16 protein-coding genes are annotated in these 16,626 nt (G+C 69.6%); 7 read left to right on the forward strand and 9 right to left on the reverse strand.

Going from position 1 to position 16,626, the window contains the following annotated elements:
- Window positions 1-6: 6 nt before the first annotated feature.
- The 7 genes from EDF55_RS00055 to EDF55_RS00085 form a co-directional block, all read right to left on the reverse strand.
- Window positions 7-1,644, reverse strand: a complete 1,638-nt coding sequence (locus tag EDF55_RS00055) for a DHA2 family efflux MFS transporter permease subunit (protein ID WP_123652925.1) — start codon at window positions 1,642-1,644, stop codon at window positions 7-9.
- Between the two features lie 232 nt (window positions 1,645-1,876).
- Window positions 1,877-4,297 carry an excinuclease ABC subunit UvrA gene (locus tag EDF55_RS00060; protein WP_123652926.1) on the reverse strand — a complete coding sequence of 807 codons (2,421 nt, stop codon included), beginning with the start codon at window positions 4,295-4,297 and terminating at the stop codon, window positions 1,877-1,879.
- Between the two features lie 53 nt (window positions 4,298-4,350).
- Window positions 4,351-4,974: a response regulator transcription factor gene (locus EDF55_RS00065; protein ID WP_123652927.1), complete on the reverse strand. Its 624-nt coding sequence runs from the start codon at window positions 4,972-4,974 to the stop codon at window positions 4,351-4,353.
- Window positions 4,971-6,179 (reverse strand): sensor histidine kinase, encoded by a 1,209-nt coding sequence (locus EDF55_RS00070; protein ID WP_185016992.1) that lies wholly within the window; start codon window positions 6,177-6,179, stop codon window positions 4,971-4,973. Before EDF55_RS00070 ends, EDF55_RS00065 begins: the two co-directional genes overlap by 4 nt.
- A 47-nt stretch (window positions 6,180-6,226) precedes the next feature.
- Window positions 6,227-7,030: an ABC transporter permease gene (locus EDF55_RS00075; RefSeq protein ID WP_123652929.1), complete on the reverse strand. Its 804-nt coding sequence runs from the start codon at window positions 7,028-7,030 to the stop codon at window positions 6,227-6,229.
- Window positions 7,027-7,920 carry an ABC transporter ATP-binding protein gene (locus EDF55_RS00080; RefSeq protein ID WP_123652930.1) on the reverse strand — a complete coding sequence of 298 codons (894 nt, stop codon included), beginning with the start codon at window positions 7,918-7,920 and terminating at the stop codon, window positions 7,027-7,029. Before EDF55_RS00080 ends, EDF55_RS00075 begins: the two co-directional genes overlap by 4 nt.
- A gap of 82 nt (window positions 7,921-8,002) precedes the next feature.
- Window positions 8,003-8,722 carry a hypothetical protein gene (locus EDF55_RS00085; protein ID WP_123652931.1) on the reverse strand — a complete coding sequence of 240 codons (720 nt, stop codon included), beginning with the start codon at window positions 8,720-8,722 and terminating at the stop codon, window positions 8,003-8,005.
- A gap of 60 nt (window positions 8,723-8,782) precedes the next feature.
- Between EDF55_RS00085 and EDF55_RS00090 the strand changes: the two genes are divergently transcribed.
- From EDF55_RS00090 to EDF55_RS00115, 6 genes are all read left to right on the forward strand, one after another.
- Complete coding sequence (locus EDF55_RS00090; protein WP_123652932.1) at window positions 8,783-9,103, forward strand: hypothetical protein; 321 nt, start codon at window positions 8,783-8,785, stop codon at window positions 9,101-9,103.
- Between the two features lie 161 nt (window positions 9,104-9,264).
- Window positions 9,265-9,582, forward strand: coding sequence for a DUF6507 family protein (locus EDF55_RS00095; protein WP_123652933.1), 318 nt, complete (start codon window positions 9,265-9,267; stop codon window positions 9,580-9,582).
- Window positions 9,579-10,904: a hypothetical protein gene (locus tag EDF55_RS00100; protein ID WP_123652934.1), complete on the forward strand. Its 1,326-nt coding sequence runs from the start codon at window positions 9,579-9,581 to the stop codon at window positions 10,902-10,904. The genes EDF55_RS00095 and EDF55_RS00100 overlap by 4 nt, the downstream gene beginning before the upstream one ends.
- Window positions 10,901-11,206, forward strand: coding sequence for a hypothetical protein (locus EDF55_RS00105; RefSeq protein ID WP_123652935.1), 306 nt, complete (start codon window positions 10,901-10,903; stop codon window positions 11,204-11,206). The genes EDF55_RS00100 and EDF55_RS00105 overlap by 4 nt, the downstream gene beginning before the upstream one ends.
- A complete protein-coding gene (locus EDF55_RS00110; RefSeq protein ID WP_123652936.1) occupies window positions 11,203-11,652 on the forward strand; it encodes a hypothetical protein in 450 nt (149 codons plus the stop codon). The genes EDF55_RS00105 and EDF55_RS00110 overlap by 4 nt, the downstream gene beginning before the upstream one ends.
- A gap of 151 nt (window positions 11,653-11,803) precedes the next feature.
- A complete protein-coding gene (locus tag EDF55_RS00115; protein ID WP_123652937.1) occupies window positions 11,804-12,454 on the forward strand; it encodes a hypothetical protein in 651 nt (216 codons plus the stop codon).
- Window positions 12,455-12,767: 313 nt separating this feature from the next.
- On the opposite strand, the gene EDF55_RS00125 is transcribed toward EDF55_RS00115, so the two are convergent.
- Window positions 12,768-13,289, reverse strand: coding sequence for a hypothetical protein (locus EDF55_RS00125; protein ID WP_123652938.1), 522 nt, complete (start codon window positions 13,287-13,289; stop codon window positions 12,768-12,770).
- A gap of 248 nt (window positions 13,290-13,537) precedes the next feature.
- Between EDF55_RS00125 and EDF55_RS00130 the strand changes: the two genes are divergently transcribed.
- The gene (locus EDF55_RS00130) at window positions 13,538-13,921 is read left to right on the forward strand and encodes a hypothetical protein (RefSeq protein ID WP_123652939.1); all 384 of its coding nucleotides are present in this window, start codon (window positions 13,538-13,540) and stop codon (window positions 13,919-13,921) included.
- A 34-nt stretch (window positions 13,922-13,955) separates the two neighbouring features.
- Here the strand turns inward: EDF55_RS00130 and EDF55_RS00135 are convergent, their stop codons facing one another.
- Window positions 13,956-16,625: a DEAD/DEAH box helicase gene (locus EDF55_RS00135; protein ID WP_123652940.1), complete on the reverse strand. Its 2,670-nt coding sequence runs from the start codon at window positions 16,623-16,625 to the stop codon at window positions 13,956-13,958.
- Window position 16,626 lies beyond the last annotated feature (1 nt).

Genomic DNA, 16,626 nt, shown 5'->3' on the forward strand with positions numbered 1-16,626 from the left:
CGACCGTCAGTCGCCGCTCGTCGTGGCCGGTGCGTGCTCGTCGTCGGCGGCTGCGCGCTCGGCGCGTGGGGCGCGCAGGCGCAGGGTCGCGGCGAGGCCGATGACCAGGAAGCCGGCGGCGGACCAGGCTGCTGCGCGGGTGCCGTCGGAGAACGCCTCGGCGGCGGCGGTCGCGGTCGGGCCGGTGAGGGCGGCGATCGCCCCGCCGGAGGACTGCACGACCGAGTCCGCGATGCTCGTCGCTGCGGGGACCGAGGAGCCGGCGTCCTCCAGGCGGTGCTCGAGGATGCTGCCGGTCGAGGTGAAGAGCACCGTGCCGAGGACCGCGATCCCGAGCGCCGAGCCGATCTGTCGCGCGGTGCTCTGCGCGCCGGAGGCCTCGCCGCTCCGCTCGACCGGGACGTCCTGCAGCACCACGCCGGTGAGCTGCGCCGTCGCGAGTCCGACGCCGAAGCCGTAGACGAACAGGCACGGGACGATCGCCCACCACTCGGTCGTCGCGGAGACCACGAAGCCGATCGCGGCGACGCCGACGATCTCCGCGCCGATGCCCATCCGCACGATCGGCAGCGCCCCGATCCGCTGCCCGACGGTCGCGGCGAACCCGCTCGCGACGAACGAGCCGATCGCCAGGGCGAGCAGCACGAAGCCGGTCTGCAGCGCGGAGTAGCCGAGGACGTTCTGCAGCCAGAGGGGCAGCGACAGGATGATGCCGAACTCGCCGAGCGACACGATGAGCGCCGCGATCGAGCCGTTCCGGAACGAACCGATGCGGAAGAGGTCGAGCGCGATGAGCGCCGAGCGCCCCGTCCGCTGCCGTCGGAGGGACCACCGCACGAAGCCGGATCCCGCGAGCACCGCGATGAGGAACGCGATCGGGATCGGGCTGATCCCGGAGGACCACGACCAGTCGCCGATCGTCAGCGGCGTCGACGACGGGGTCCACCAGCCGTAGGTGCGCCCCTCGATGAGGCCGAACACCAGCGAAGCGCTCGCCACCACCGACAGCACCGCGCCGACGACGTCGATGCGGCCGGCGTGTGCGGTGTCGCGGGACTCCCGGACGGCGAGCCCGAGGCCGATCACGATGAGCACCACGATCGGCACGTTGATCCCGAAGGCCCAGCGCCACGAGAAGTCCGTCGTCAGCCAGCCGCCGAGGAGCGGCCCGACCGCCACCATGCCGCCGATCGTGGAGCCCCAGACGGCGAAGGCGATCCCGCGCTCGCGGCCGGTGAACGTGGCGTTGAGGATCGAGAGCGTCGTCGGCAGGACCATCGCGCCGCCGATGCCCTGGACCACCCGGGAGGCCACGAGCAGGTCGCCCGTGGGGGAGAGCGCCGCCAGCACCGAGGCCAGCGCGAACACGATCACGCCCGTCGTCAGCAGGCGCCGACGGCCGTAGCGGTCCGCGAGGGCACCGAACACCAGGAGCAGCGCCGCGAACACCAGGGTGTAGCTCTCCTGGACCCACTGCACGAGCGTCGAGCCGATGTCGAGGTCGGCGACGATGCTCGGGATCGCGACGTTCACGATCGTCGAGTCGACGATGATGAGCGCCACGGCGAGGCTGATGACCACGAGGCCGAGCCAACGGCGGGGATCGGCAGCGGTGGTGCCGGGTGCGGCGGCGGATGTGCTCACGGGGTGGTCTCCAAGGTCTTCAGCATGCTGACGACCTGACGCTACACCCGCACTCCATGAGCGTCGCCCGGGCGGCCGGGGGACGTTTTCGTTCTGGCTCCTGGCCGATCCGGTTCACGATTCCCGGCGTTCGTGAACCGGATCGGTCATCTCCGAATCCGAACGTGGTCGTCGGTGCGGGACGGCTCGCACGCGTCGCCGCCGGACGTCCCCGAGATGGACGCCGCCGGGGTCAGAGCCCGAGCTCGGCGCGGAGCCAGCGTGCCGTGCGGCTCGCCGGGGACACCGCGACCTCGGCCGGGGTTCCGGCAGCGACGACCTGCCCGCCGTCGTCGCCGCCGGAGGGCCCCATGTCGATGACGTGGTCCGCTGCGGCGACGACGGCCATCGCGTGCTCGACCACGACGACCGTGTTGCCGGCGTCCACGAGGCGCGAGAGCTGCGACGTCAGGAGTTCGACGTCCGCGGGGTGCAGTCCGGTGGTCGGCTCGTCGAGCAGGTAGAGGGTGTGGCCGGACCGCGCCCGCTGCAGCTCGGTCGCGAGCTTGATGCGCTGCGCCTCACCGCCCGAGAGCTCCGGCGCGGGCTGTCCGAGGCGCAGGTACCCGAGCCCGACCTGCCGCAGGGTCTCCAGCGCGCGCGCCGCAGCGGGGAGCTCGGCGAGGAACGGCGCTGCCTCCTCGACGGTCATCCCGAGGACGTCCGCGATCGTCGCGTCGTGCCACCGGACCTCGAGCGTCTCCGCGGTGTACCGCGACCCGTGGCACTCCGGGCACGGCGCCCAGCTGCCCGGCAGGAACAGCAGCTCCACGGACACCGATCCCTCGCCCTGGCACACCTCGCACCGGCCGCCGACGACGTTGAACGAGAACCGGCCGGCGGTCCACCCGCGGGCCTTGGCGTCCTCGGTGGCGGCGAACGCGGCACGCACCGCGTCGAAGAGCCCCGTGTACGTGGCGAGGTTCGAGCGCGGAGTCCGGCCGATCGCCTTCTGGTCGACCTCGACGACCCGGTCGATGCCCGGGTGCGTCAGGGCGAGCGTGGGCAGGACACCGCCGACGAGCGACGACTTGCCCGACCCGGACACTCCCGTGATCGCCGTGAGGACACCGAGCGGCAGGTCCACGTCGAGCCCGCGGAGGTTGTGCCGCGTGACGTCCCGGAGCTCCAGCGTGCCGGTCGGCGTCCGCGGGGTGCGCTCGACGCCGGGCTGCCGGGGCTGCAGGTACCGGCGGGTGACCGATGCCTCGACCTCGGCGAGCCCGGGGACCGGCCCGCTGTAGAGCACCGTCCCGCCCGACGCCCCGGCACCGGGACCGACGTCGACGATCCAGTCGGCCTGCCGCACGATGCTCATGTCGTGCTCCACGACGAAGACGCTGTTGCCGCCGGCGCGGAGCCCGTCGAGGACCTCGACGAGCGGCTCGACGTCTGCGGGGTGCAGCCCGGCGCTCGGCTCGTCGAGCACGTAGACGACGCCGAACAGCCCCGACCGCAGCTGCGTGGCGATGCGGAGTCGCTGCATCTCGCCGGGGGAGAGCGTCGGCGTCGCCCGATCGAGGCTGAGGTACCCGAGCCCCAGCCCGGTGAGCACCTCGACGCGGGTCAGCAGGTCCCGCGAGATCGCGACGGCCACCTCGGTGTGCTCGCCCGACGACGCGCGGGACGTCGCAGCCCCGGCGTCCGTGAGCGCGGCGACGGGGCGCAGGACCTCGGCGAGCGCGGTGAGGGGGAGCGCGTTGAGCTCCGCGATCGTCTTGCCGCTGAACGTCACGGCGAGCGCCGCTCGCGTCAGTCCCGTCCCGCCGCAGAGCCCGCACGGCCCGGACTCGACGAACTGCAGCACCTTCGTGCGCTGCGTCTCGCTCTGCGAGTCGGCCAGGGTGTGCAGCACGAACTGCCGCGCGCTCCAGAACCGCCCCTTGTACGGCTTCGCGACCCGGTCCCGCTTCGGGTGGACGTCGACGACGGGCTGCTCCTCGGTGAACAGCAGCCAGTCCCGGTCCTCCCGGGACAGCTCGCGCCACGGCCGGTCGATGTCGTACCCGAGGACCGCCGTGACGTCGCGGAGGTTCTTGCCCTGCCACGCACCGGGCCACGCGGTGATCGCGCCGTCCCGGATGCTCAGCGACGGGTCGTGCACGGCGGAGGCCTCGGTGACCTCGTGCGCGGTGCCGAGCCCGTGGCACCGGGGGCACGCGCCGGCGACGGTGTTCGGGGAGAAGGAGTCGGACTCGAGCCGCTCGGCGCCGGACGGGTAGGTGCCGGCGCGGGAGTACAGCATGCGCGTCGAGTTCGACAGGGTCGTCAGCGTCCCCACCGTCGACCGGGAGCTCGGGGCACCGCGCCGCTGCTGCAGTGCGACGGCCGGCGGGAGCCCGGTGATGGACTCCACGTGCGGCGTCGACCCCTGCGCGATGAGCCGCCGCGCGTACGGGGCCACCGACTCCAGGAAGCGGCGCTGCGCCTCGGCGAAGATCGTCCCGAACGCCAGCGACGACTTCCCCGAGCCCGAGATCCCGGTGAACGCCACGATCCGGTCGCGGGGCACGTCCACGTCGACGTCGCGGAGGTTGTTCTCGCGGGCACCGCGGACGCGGATCATGCCGTCGGCAGCGGTGGACGGGGTGGACCGAGGGTGCGGAGCGGGCATTCGTACGACTGTAGACGCGCGCCGCTGACCGCCGCTCGCCCATCACCCCGGGGTCAGAGGATGTGGAGCTCCATCGCCCGCGTGACCGCCCGGGTGCGGTCGTTGACGCCGAGCTTCTCGAACACGTGGCCGAGGTGCGTCTTCACCGTGGTCTCGCTGAGGAACAGGGCGCGGCCGATCGCCGGGTTGCTGTTGCCCTGGGCGACGAGGCGCAGCACGTCGAGCTCCCGGGGCGTCAGCGACGGGCCGATCGGCAGCGTGCCCGCGGCCCGGCGCACCAGGGCCGCGGCCGCCGAGGGAGCCAGCGCGGTCTCACCCCGCGCCGTCGCCCGCACCCCCGCGAGGATCTCGGACTCCGGCGCGGCCTTCAGCAGGTAGCCCGTGGCGCCGGCCTCGATCGCGGCGAGGATCTGGTCGTCCGACTCGTACGTCGTGAGGATCAGCACGCGGATGCCCGGCTCGGCACCGAGGATCCGCGCGGTCGCGGCGTCCCCGTCGATGCCCGGCATCCGGAGGTCCATGAGCACCACGTCGGGCCGCTCGGCGAGGACCGTCGCCACCGCGGACTCGCCGTCCGCCGCCTGACCCACGACCTCGACGTCGTCGGCGTCCTGCAGGAGCGCGACGATGCCGGCTCGGACGATGGGGTGGTCGTCCGCCACCACGACGCGGATCACCGGGTCACCTCCGCCGCGGTGCCGGTCACGGGCAGGGCGGCCGGGAGGCTCGGCGCGGCTCCGGTGGGCAGCGTCGCCTCGACGACGGTGCCGCGACCGGGGCCGCTGGTGATCCGGCAGGACCCGCCCGCCAGGGCGAGGCGCTCGCGGAGGCCGCGGAGCCCGTGGCCAGCGGACGGGTCCGACGCGTCGAAGCCGACCCCGTCGTCCTCGACCCGCAGGACGGTCTGCTCGGGCGAGGGGAGCAGTGCGACGCGCACCGCGGCGGCGCGAGCGTGTGTGCGGACGTTGCCCAGAGCCTCCTGGGCGACGCGGAGCAGCACCACCTGCGCGTCGCGATCCAGCGCGCAGTCGGGCGCGTCCACGGTGACGGGCGTGCCGGTCTCGCGGGTGTGGCGCTCGCCGAGGCGGTGCAGCGCGCCGCCGAGGCTGTCGCGGGTGACCCCAGCGGCGCCCGCAGCGATGAGGGTGCGCGACTCCTCGAGCGCGGCGCGGGCGGACTCTTCGAGGATGGTGAGGCGCTCCTCGAGCGCGTCGGTGCGGTCGCTCGCGAGGTCGCTCTGCGCACGCTCCGTGAGCATCACGATGCCGGCGAGGTTCTGCGCCACCGTGTCGTGGATCTCGCGGGCCAGGCGTTCCCGCTCGCTGGCGACGCCGGCCGTGCGGTTCGCCTCGGCGAGCGACGTCTGCGTGGCTCGGAGTTCGTCGAGGAGTTCGCGCCGGGACTCGGACAGGTCGGCGATGCTCGAGATCCAGATGCCCATCGCGCAGGCGCCGATGACGCTGATCCCCTCGATGAGCAGGGTGCCGACGAGCGCCTCGGAGCCGCTGGAGATCTGCAGGCCGATGCCGCTCGCGATGCCGATCGCGATGGAGAGCAGGACCGCGCTCCGGATGCGCTCGGACTGGACCCACACCAGCGGGAACAGGATGCACTGGACGAACGCGGTGCTCGGAGCCACCGCCGGCAGGACCAGCGCGGCGGCGACGAGCAGCGGCAGGAAGGCTGCGGCCGCGCGGGGCTCGTCGTATCCGCGGTGCCCGAACCCGATGTACGCGACGACCAGGACGGCGATCGCGGCGTACGCGGGCCAGCGGGTCTCCCACGGGGACCAGCCCGCGGCCGTGATGACGGCGGTCAGCGCCATCGTCGCGGCGAAGAACGCGTGCAGCCACCGGTTGCGCACCCAGGTCTCGCCGGTCATGCGGTCAGCATTCCACCTTTGCGGTTCCGTTCCCGCGTTTCCCGGCATCAGGAGTCCTTGCGGTTCCACCGGAACGTCAGCATGCAGGCCACCGTGCCCAGGACCAGCCATGCGACCAGGACGAGGGTTCCGAGGCCGAGTTGCCACGTGCCTCCCGGCTCGGCGGACGCGAATGCGTCGGGGAGGAACACCGATCGCATCCCCGACGCCATCCAGCGGAGGGGGAAGACCGACGCGACGTTCTGCAGCCAGGTCGGGAGCTGGGTGAAGGGGAGGTAGACGCCGGAGATGAACTGCAGCACCAGGACCACGGGGACGATCGTCGCAGTGGCGCGGCGACCCTCGCGGGGGAGTGCCGAGATCGCGATGCCGAGGACACACGCTGTCGCGATGCCGAGCAGCATGATGCCCGCGAAACGCGCCCACTTCGCCGGGTCCGTCGGGAGATCCACGCCGAAGACGATGCTCGCGATGCCGATCAACAATGCGGTCTGGATGATCGTCGTGACGAGGACCATGCCGATCTTGCCGATGAAGTAGCTCAGCACCGGCAGTGGTGTTCCGCCGAGGCGTTTCAGCGTGCCGTCGCTGCGTTCCGTGGCGATGTCCACGCCGAGCGACTGTGTGCCGGAGAGGAGGAACCCCGTCGCGACCAGTCCGGGCAGGTAGTACGTGGCGTAGTCGACGCTCGCGTTTCCCGCTCGGATGTCGGGGGCGCTGCTGAATGCGACCGAGAAGAGCGCCAGCATGATGATCGGGAAGAGGAACGTGAAGAACACCGCGTCGGGGGCACGGAAGTAGGAGCGGATCTCGTAGGTGATGCGGGCGGTGTTGACTGCTGCGGCGCTCATGCGTTGCCGACCATTTCCAGGTAGACGTCCTCGAGGGACGGGCGGATGACTTCGAGGTCTCGCATCGGGTCCGTGATGGACCTGATCAGTGCTGCGGGGTCGGTGGTGCGTTCGTCGTGCTTGGTCGTGCTCGTGTTGTTGGTGTTCGTGTCGCTGTCTTTCGTGTCGCTGTCGTTCGTGTCGTTCTTGCTCGTCCAGGTCACGCGTGGTGTGCGTGCCTCGGCGCCGCCGAGCTCGTCGATCGGCGCGATGTCGAGCAGCTTGCCGTCGGCGATGACCGCGGCCCGGTCGGCAAGGTGTGCGGCCTCGTCGAGGTAGTGCGTGGTCAGGAGGATCGTCGTGCCCTCGCGCTGGACCTGCTTGAGGAGGTCCCAGAACTGGCGGCGAGCCTCAGGGTCGAAGCCTGTGGTTGGCTCGTCGAGGAAGAGGACCTCGGGGCGGCCGATGATCCCCAGGGCGACGTCGACGCGCCTGCGCTGCCCGCCGGAGAGTCTTGCGATACGGGTGTTGCGTTGCTCCGCGAGGCCTGTTGCTTGCAGCGTTTCGTCGACGTCCCGGCGCTTCGGGTAGAGCTTCGCGAAGTGGTCGAGCTGCTCGGCGACCGTGACGTTGGGGGACTCGGCGGTGCTCTGCAGCACGATGCCGATCCGGGCGTTGTGGCTGCGGCTCGTGCGGGCGGGGTCGTGGCCGAGGACCTGCACGTCCCCGCTCGTCCGGGAGCGGTAGCCCTCGAGGATCTCGACCGTCGTCGACTTGCCGGCGCCGTTGGGACCGAGAAGGGCGAAGGTCTCGCCGGCCTCGATCGTGAAGGAGATGTCGTCGACGGCGCGCTTGCCGGTGGGGTACTGCTTCGTGAGGTGCTGGACCTCGATGGCTGGGGTGGCGGGCATGAGACCAGCGTCGCCGGTCTGCGCTGCTGGCGGATCGGCGGAGGGGGTGTGGTCGCCATCCTCCGATCGGAGGATGGCGTGCTCAGTCCTGTTCCTCTTGTTCTTCCGCTCCGAACACCTCGAGGTCGGCGAACGCCGCGATCTCCTGCCGGAGCTGTTCCGCGATCCCCGGGCGTTCGCGCTCGTGCTCGGCCCGGTCGTCGGCGTTCGTCCAGCCGTCCTCCCAGTCGTGGCTCCGGTCCCACAACGCATGCCACTGCCGGATGGTCTCGGTGAGCTCGGGGGAGAGCGCGAGTTCCCACGGCTCGAGCGGGCCCTCCGGACCCCAGAGCGGCCAGTCCGCGCCGTACTCGAGCATCAGACGAACGGTGATCCGCTCGGCTGGGTCCGCCCTGGGGCGGCGGCGAGCTCTCGCTGCCTTCCGGCGTTCGGCGTGGTCGAGTGCTGCTCCGCGCGTCTCGGCGTCCGGGTCGACCCGGACGTGTCCGACCTTCCACGTGAAGCCGCTGTCCTGGTCGTCATCTTCGTCTGGCTTGCTGTCCGGGTCTTGGCCGTCCGGCCAGAAGTCCGGTTCGTCGACGATCGGCCACAGAGACTGCACGGTGAACCGGCTGCCCGAGCGCTCCTCGACGAAGAGCCCGCCGCCGTGCGACCAGCGGAGGGTGCCCGGGACGCGGGTGAGGTGGCGGCCGCCTGGCAATTCCGTCAGTGACTGCCACGAACTGGAGAATCGCACGATGCACTGCACCTCGTCGGTGCCGTCGTCGGGGAACGGCATCACTTGGAGGAGGCGGATGTGCATGGTGTGATCGTAGGGTGAGCCCGGCGATGGGCGCGCGACCCGGGAAAGTACGGTGGTCGGGTGACTGCGTTCGGCCTCATCGCCACCCTCTTCGCCATGGGTGTGGTCTTCGGTGGACTCGGAGCGCTGGCCTACGCCGGGCGATGGCGGTCGTGGCTCGGTCGGCTGCACGAGAACGTCGTCTTCGGGTGGTTCTGGTTGGGGCTGGCCCTGCTGTCGATGGGCCTCGCAGCGAGCTTCGTCCGGACGCCGGTCTTCGGGGTGTCCCTCGTGTTCGCGTTCACAGCGGCGGTCACCGGTGCGCTCGGGGTCTGGAGCGGTGTGATGGGTGTCCCACGCTGGCTGCAGCCGCGGTGGTACCGAGTGGCGCGTGGGGAGTGACCGGCCTGTCAGCCTGATCTCGTGGATCGGATCGGATCGGATCGGATCGGATCGGATCCGGATCGGCAGCGGAACGCTGACATGACCCTCTGGTATTTTACCGGGTAGTGTCGATGTGTTCGGTCGCGGGGGTTCGCGTCTGACGGAGGGGGGAGACGACCATGTCCAACGGGTGGCGGATCGATCTGGCCGCAGCAAGGGCGGCGATCGCTGCAACGGAGACCGAGATCGACGGCTGGGGTGACCTCGAGGTTTCACTGACGACCGCCCTGTCAGATGCATTTGCGGCCGTGTCCGCGCACGGGCCAGCGACGGCCGCCGCGCTCGGCAAAATCCGCACGGACCCATTCGAAATTGACCTGCTTGCCACGCAGCAACAAGTTCGGCGTGCGGTCGAGGGAACCCGGAACGCGGTCGCCGCGTACGAGAGTGGCGATGAGGAGATGGCCGCACGCTACGAGAAGGGAGTCATCGCGTGATCTCCGCTTCCGCCCTCGCATCGTTGCCGGATCCTGAAACGCTCGAGAGGGCCGCATCCGAGCTGAAGACATTCGGTGCGAGCGTGGTCGACCGGATGGCACTTGTCTCGACAGCGTGGGGACGGTTATCCGCGGCCGACGTCTACGAGACCCCAGAACGCGAAGTGGTGCTGGCCGCAACACAGCCGCCGAGCGCCATCGCGGCGATGATCAAACAGAACGCGGATTGGGCCGCGAAGCAGCTCGAGACCTACGCCACCACAGTTTCCGGACTCATCACCCGCCGAGCGTCGATCGTCACGGCGGTCCAAGCGTCGAACGAGGCGGAGCTCAAGGCCGCGGTGGACCCAGCCCCGTCGTCGTCCGGGGAGCCGACCGCGACCCCTTCGCCGTCGCCGGGAGCGGATCCCTCCACCACCCCGTCGCTCGTCCTTGACCAGATTGCGACATTCAATCTACAGGCCGCGCAGGCGGACCAGGACTGCGCCGACGCGCTGAGCAAGCTCGAGAAGTACAGCAAGAAGCAGGTGCAGGTCGTCGCAGACGCGCTCGGTGGCAGCGGCGCAGCGGGGACGGCATTTGGTCTCGGGACAGGGGCCAGCCAGGAGGCGGTGGACCGGTGGCGGCGGCTGATCGTCGTGCCGGCGTCCTCGATCGACGCCAAGCTGACCATCCCTGAGGCTGACCACTTCGTCCTGGGACATCCAGTTTGGAAGGACGCTGACGGTGCACTGCTGTTGGACCCGCCTCTCCCGCCCGAGCTCAAGGTGACGGGCCCTACTTCGTCGCACGGGTTCTTCGTCCCGGACAAGCAAGCGACGCCGGGCGCGGTACCCGGGTGGGCCAAGGCCGGGGGCAAAGCACTGGGATATGTCGGTGGGCTTGTGACCGTCTACGCGGCCGGCAACGAGCAGTGGACCAAGGACATGAAGAACCACCCCAACTGGGATACGTCGCGCCGTCTCGAGAGCGCCACCGAGAACGCGGTGATCGTCGGTGGTTTTTCCCTTGTCCTCGGCGGCGCGGGCGCCGCGGTCGGGTCCACGGTGGGAACGGCACTGGGTGTTGCGGGCGGCGCGGCAGCGGGCACAGTGACGCTTCCGGTGGTCGGGACCATCGGGCTCGGAGCAGTCGGTGGGGTCGTCGGCGGCATCGCAGGCGGAGCGTTCGTCGGGTACGCCATGGGAGACTTTGGGGAAGACGCCGGGAAGCAGTTCAGAAAGGACGTCTACGAGGGCAGCGCGATGCAGAACGACTTCCACCAGGCGTGGACTTGGTCGTCCGACGTCATCGAAGGGACTTGGAAGAAGGTATTCGGATGATCCCGCTGTTCATGATCCTGTTTGGAAGCGTCTTCGTGGCGCTCGGCGGCGCCGCGTACACCGGATTGTGGCGTTCGTGGGCGCGCAACACATCCACCAATGTGATCCTCGGGCTGTTCTGGCTCGGCCTCGCCGCCCTGGCTATCGGGGTCTCAGGCGTATTGGCCGACCTTATGGGCGGCCTTTCGTTGCTCATTGCAGTTGTGGCCATCATCGCTACCATCCTCGGCATCGTTGTCCTCCTGGGCGGTGCGCCCCGCTGGCTGCAACCCGGCTGGTATCGAACGGCGCACGGACGGTGACGATCAGTGCCTCAGTCCGTGTCCCCGGCGATTGGTCACTGGACGACAGTCTTCCGGGAACGTTCGTCGCGCTCGCCCCCGAGCTCGAAGGCGCGCTGTTCCGACCGACCATCGTGCTGACGTCCGCTCCGACATCGGAACCCGTGCACGTCGTCTCCTCCGAGGCGATCGCGTCCATCCTGGCTTCGGGACTCCGAGCACAGGTACTCAGCGTCACGGCCGAAGGGCTCCATGGGCTCTCGGATCGTTCCATCGAGTACGGATATGACGGCGATCGCACTTGGATTTGCGTGCGTCATTGGCTCGCGGTCGTCGAGGACCAGCAGGTCCACGTGACGGGGAGCTGTGCGGTCGAGGACTTCGACGACTTCGGTCCGGTGTTCCGGTCGGTACTCGCGACCTTCCAAACGGAGCAGACATCGTCGCAGGGGCAGCATCGTGAGTGAACCGCGTACCGATCCCGTGGTTTCAGGTCGTTTGGGGGAGCGGGTCGAAGCACTTGACGGAATCCTGGCACTGCAACCACGACCCAGCGCGCGGTGGACCCTCACGCATGCTGCACTGGAGCACCTCTGGGGCGTGCGGGACAGAGGGCTGGTGAGCGTCGCATCCAGACGGTCGGCGTCCGGTGCTGAGCTCCGCGATGCCGGCCTGACCGGTCGTTTCGGCGCGTTGACCGACGATGGCGCACGGTTCGTTCGTCTCCTCGATCGGCCCGACGTTCGGTTTGGTGCGAGCGCCGCGCACCACGGGAAAAGGGCGCACTGGGGCATGTGGCTCGGCGGCGACTCAGCGCTCGTTCGTGCGCAGGGTTCGGTCGCAGGCCTGGTCGCCGGGATCGGAGACCTCGATGTCAGTCGGTTCGACATACTGCCGGCCGGGAGCGCAGTCGGGCACTTGATGGCGTGGAGCGGGCTCACACCGGCGTGGGCCTTCGCGTCGGACGGACCCATCGTGGTGCCGACGAGCGACATCGATCGTCGGATCGAGGGCGAGTCGGTGCCGAAACCACCGGGGGCCGACTCGCTGATGGAGCGGCTCTGGTCGGCGCCCACCTGGACGCGCGTGCGTGTGTGGTCAGAAGCGACTGGTCGTGGTACCGAGTGGATCTCAGCCGGTGCCGACGGGACTTTCCGGGCAGTTCCCGTCGCTGACGGGAGGTCGTGTCGCATTGAGGTCGTCCCGGGCGGCGCGGTGTTCCGAGACGTGCTGTCGGTGTTCCTGGAGGCACCACCAAGCGACGCTTGAGCTGAGCGCAAGAGGCGGAGGGCAGCGGCGTCCACGCCGCTAGTCGTGTTGCGCAAAGCGACGCGGATGCAACAGCGGCAAGGACCACTGTCCTCCGTCCGTCTCAGCGCGTTCGCGTGGATGCGATCTCGCCGTCGACGTCGATCGTGCCGCCGTTCACGAACGCGGCCTCGTCGGAGACGACCCAACGAACGGCACGCGCGATGTCCACCGGCTACACCGGACGGCCCGCCGGAGTACCTTGCTTCATCGCCGCCAGAGCGTCCGCCGAGTCAGGAACCTAGGCGACGCCGGAGAACCGACGACCGCCAGGTCAGACTGGCCGCACGCCGCGTCCGGCTTCGTACTCCCAGCGCTTGCCGAGGGCGTCCGTGAAGGACATCGACACGAGGGTCCACTTCTCGGCGACAGTGAACGGTCGCATGCCGTGATCGTTGCGGACGAGCTCTGAGCAGCTCGACAGAAGCGCCCAGACGCGTGCCTTGTGGGGCCGGTCTTTCGGGTGGATCCACGCGGAGTACGACTCACCGGGCGGGCACACCTTTGCGCTGAACTCGATCTCTTCAGAACCGTTCATGATCGCCTTCGCTCGCACGTTGTGGATCACGGCGTCCGAGGCGTTCCGAACGACAAGCACGTTGTTCCAATGCGAACGGTCTTCCGTGTCCTGGTTGGAGAACACGAACGACACCCATGCGCTCACCCGTGCCGCTTCGCGCTCGTCCCGGTCGGTACGGGCGGTCCGATCGGCGCGCTGCGCGATGACGAGGCTGCAGATCGAGATGGAGAGTGTGATGGCGACGCCGAACCATGCGGCGAGAGCTTCGTTGCTCATGTATAGCCCCCTTCTGTCAGATACTCCACCAGCCTACTGAAGTACTACCGTTGAGTATCAAATCGGGCGCTGCTAGGTGCCTCTCGCCAGAACCCGGTCCGGTCAAGAACCAGGAGGGTGCACACCTGACTTCTCGGACGACGAGTCGAAGCGCGGGCGTCTTCGTCAGTCGAGCGGACAGTGGAGTCTCCGTCGGGGCGCTGCTGATCATTGCGCCCGCGGGGGCGATGGTGCTTGCGGGGGCTGCGGTGCAGCGGTTTGACCGCACCTCGATCATCATGCTTGCCGTGGTACTCGTGTCGCTGGTCTCGGCGATGGTGTTCGCATCGCGCGCTGCCACGTTCGTGGGGTGTTCGCCGGAGCTGGTGAGGATCGGTGTTGCACCGTTCTGGAGGTCACGATTGGAGCGCCGCGACATCGTCGATGTGGCAACTGCGCAGGTCGATGTGTACGCGGACTACGGCGGCTGGGACATCAAGGGCTCGGCGCGGAGCCCTCGTGGCCGGCTGTTCTCGACCGGCGGGAGGGCGGCCGTGTGGATCGTGATGCGGGTTGGACGGAAGTACCTGCTTACGTTCAGGGAACCCGCGGTACCCGTTCGCGTTCGCGTTGCGCTCCTGGGCAACGACTGATTGTCCGGGGCGGTCGAGCTCGCCGACCGAGCGGTCAGCGCATCACCGTGATCTGCTCCGATCCGGTGGCAGGAGGCACCGACGCGGCCGCGAGCCGCTGTCGCTCCTCGGCCAGCACCTGCGCGACGAGCCTTGAGTCGGAGACGTCCACTGCCTGAGCGGACGAGGTCGCTGTCTCGCTCACCGCTGCGAAGTCCTCGAAGGTCTGCGCCTTGCGGGCCAGCATCCGCACGAGCGCCGCATCGACGCCGTCCTCCGACAGCAACCGGTGGACCTGTACCGACTGGAGCTGTCCCATCCGCCGAGACCGCGCGATCGCCTGCCACTCCGTCGTCGGCTTGAGCTGTGGTTCGCAGATGATGACGACCGACGCCGCCTGGATGTTGAGTCCGACCCCGCCCGCCTCGATCTGTGCCACCAGGACGGAACCCGGAGGGGCCGCCGCGAACTCGTCGACGAGGTCCTGCCGGACCGATGCCGGGGTGCTGCCGGTCAGTGGACCGAACACGATCCCGCCCACTGCTCGCTTCGCGACGTCGAGCACCGTGCGGTAGTACGAGAAGACGAGCACCTTGCGGTCGTTGGCTCGTGCCTCCTCGACGATCTCGACGAGTGAAGCGACCTTGCTCGACTCGGCACCGCCGGTCATCGCGAGCTGTCGCAAAGTGTGGAAGTCGCCGGCCTCGACGGCAGCCGCGTGCGCACGCGCCTCCGCGTCGGTCAGGTCAGTCCACTCGTCGACCTCGACGAGTCCGGGGAGCTCCGTGAGGACGTCCTCTTGCCTCCGGCGCAGGTACACCGGTGCGATCTGCTTCCGGAAGCGCAGCGGACTGTCGTCTGACTGGTCGACGACGAGGTCAGGCCGGATGTGGTCGATCAACACGCGGAACTCGTCGACGCGGTTCTCGAGTGGCGTTCCGGACATGAGGATCGCACGGTCTGCGCGACGGAGAAGTGCCCGTGCGTTCATGGTTCGCTTCGCATCGGGATTCTTGACGTAGTGCGCCTCATCGACGACCACCGAAGCGAGCCGCAGGTCATCCGGCGTTCGGGTGCGGAGCCACTCGAGGGTCTCGTAGGTGGTCACGCCGATACCGCCCTCGTCGATCCAGTGCCGGAGGCCGAGCAAGCGCGCCGGGCCGTGCAGTCTGAACGCCCGGACGTCGGTGTGTCGTTCGGCTTCACGAACCCAGTTCGCAACGACGGCGGCAGGGCAGATGACCAAGAAGTGTGGCGTCCGACCCGGCGTGGTGCCGACGATGTGGGCAATTGACGCAAGGGCCTCAACCGTCTTGCCGAGTCCCATCTCATCGCCGATGACGACTCGCTTCTGGACGAGCGCGAAGGCCGCGGCAAACCGTTGGTACCCGCGGAGCGAGGCGGAGAGTCGGGACGTGTCGAGGCTGAACGCCTCCACCTGAGCGATCAGGTCGTCGCCGAGGTCTCCGCGTGCCGCTGCTCCCGACGGCTTCGTCAGACCGGCTTCGTCGAGCAGCGCGAAGAACGACGCTGGCCGCTGGAGGAAGTCCTGCCATGGGTCTCCTACCGGTGCGAGGGTGCTCGCGGCGATCCGCTGCCTCCTCCGCCACGCGTCCTCGGCGATGGAGATGATCCGCTGCACCAGGTCACCGGCGTCACGCCCAGTCTGGCCGGGCACGACGAGCGCCATCGATGCACCGCGTGCCACCATCGTCGCGACCGGCTGGAGCGCGTCGATCAGCACCTGCTCGCTTGGCCCGACCAACGTCTTCGCCGCCTCCCAAGTCTGCAAGGCGGCGACGAGTCGGAGCGTCTGGTCGTCGCGACGCTGGACGTCGATCCGAACGACCGCATCTTCTCGAGCGGCAGACTGGAGCGCCTGAGCGGCTCCGTTGATGCGTGCCGCCGTCACCTCGCCGACCCCGCTGAACTGGCCCGGGAACACGGGGTGTCGGAGCACAGCCCCGACGGTCGAGACCCCGGCATCGCGGAGCGCGGTGAGGCGGAGCTGATCACCGGTCGCCTCGCGCAGACGATCGATGTCAATGTCGGCAAGCGCGTCCTGGGCGGCCGCGTCGCGCTGCATCCGTCCGGCTTCGATGACCTCGGCGTGTGCTGCGCGCTCCCAGGCGACAGCGTCCGCCAGCCCGGCCACGACGCCGGGCACGTCACCGAACGCATCGAGGAAGAGCGGCGCACCGTCGCCGAGGTCGGGCGCTGCCGCGGCAAGGGGACCCCGCGGATCGGTCAGGGCCTCCAGTGGCACGACAGGCTGCGCCGCGTCGCGGTCATCGACGGCACGGAGCTGACCCGTCGCGCCGGTGCGATCGATCCAATCGAGCGTTCGGTCGAGGAACTCGTCCGCTCGGGCCGCCGTCTCGCGGCGAACGCGACCCGCGAAGATCGCGGTGAACCCGGAACCGCGACGGACGTCGTCGAGGGCCCTCGGGACGTCTTCGGACAGCGTCCGGATCAGTGAGTCCGTCTGCGGTCCGGTCGGTGGCAGAGCGGCGGCGCGGACGAGGTCGGTCGCGAGCGCGGCGTCCGCCGGACCGAGGGGGACCACTCCCGCTCGTTCCCCGTCGAGGTCGACCGTCACCCTTCGCTGTCGGAGCGTTGCAAGCGCAGAGTCCGCAGCGGCTCTGACGGCGGCGCGGTGCGTGAGCACGCCCTCTGCAGTTTTCCGGAGGCCGTCGATGCGCTCGCGCCCACCCTTGTCGGTCATC

The sequence above is a fragment of the Curtobacterium sp. ZW137 genome, assembly GCF_003762905.1.
Lineage (GTDB): Bacteria > Actinomycetota > Actinomycetes > Actinomycetales > Microbacteriaceae > Curtobacterium.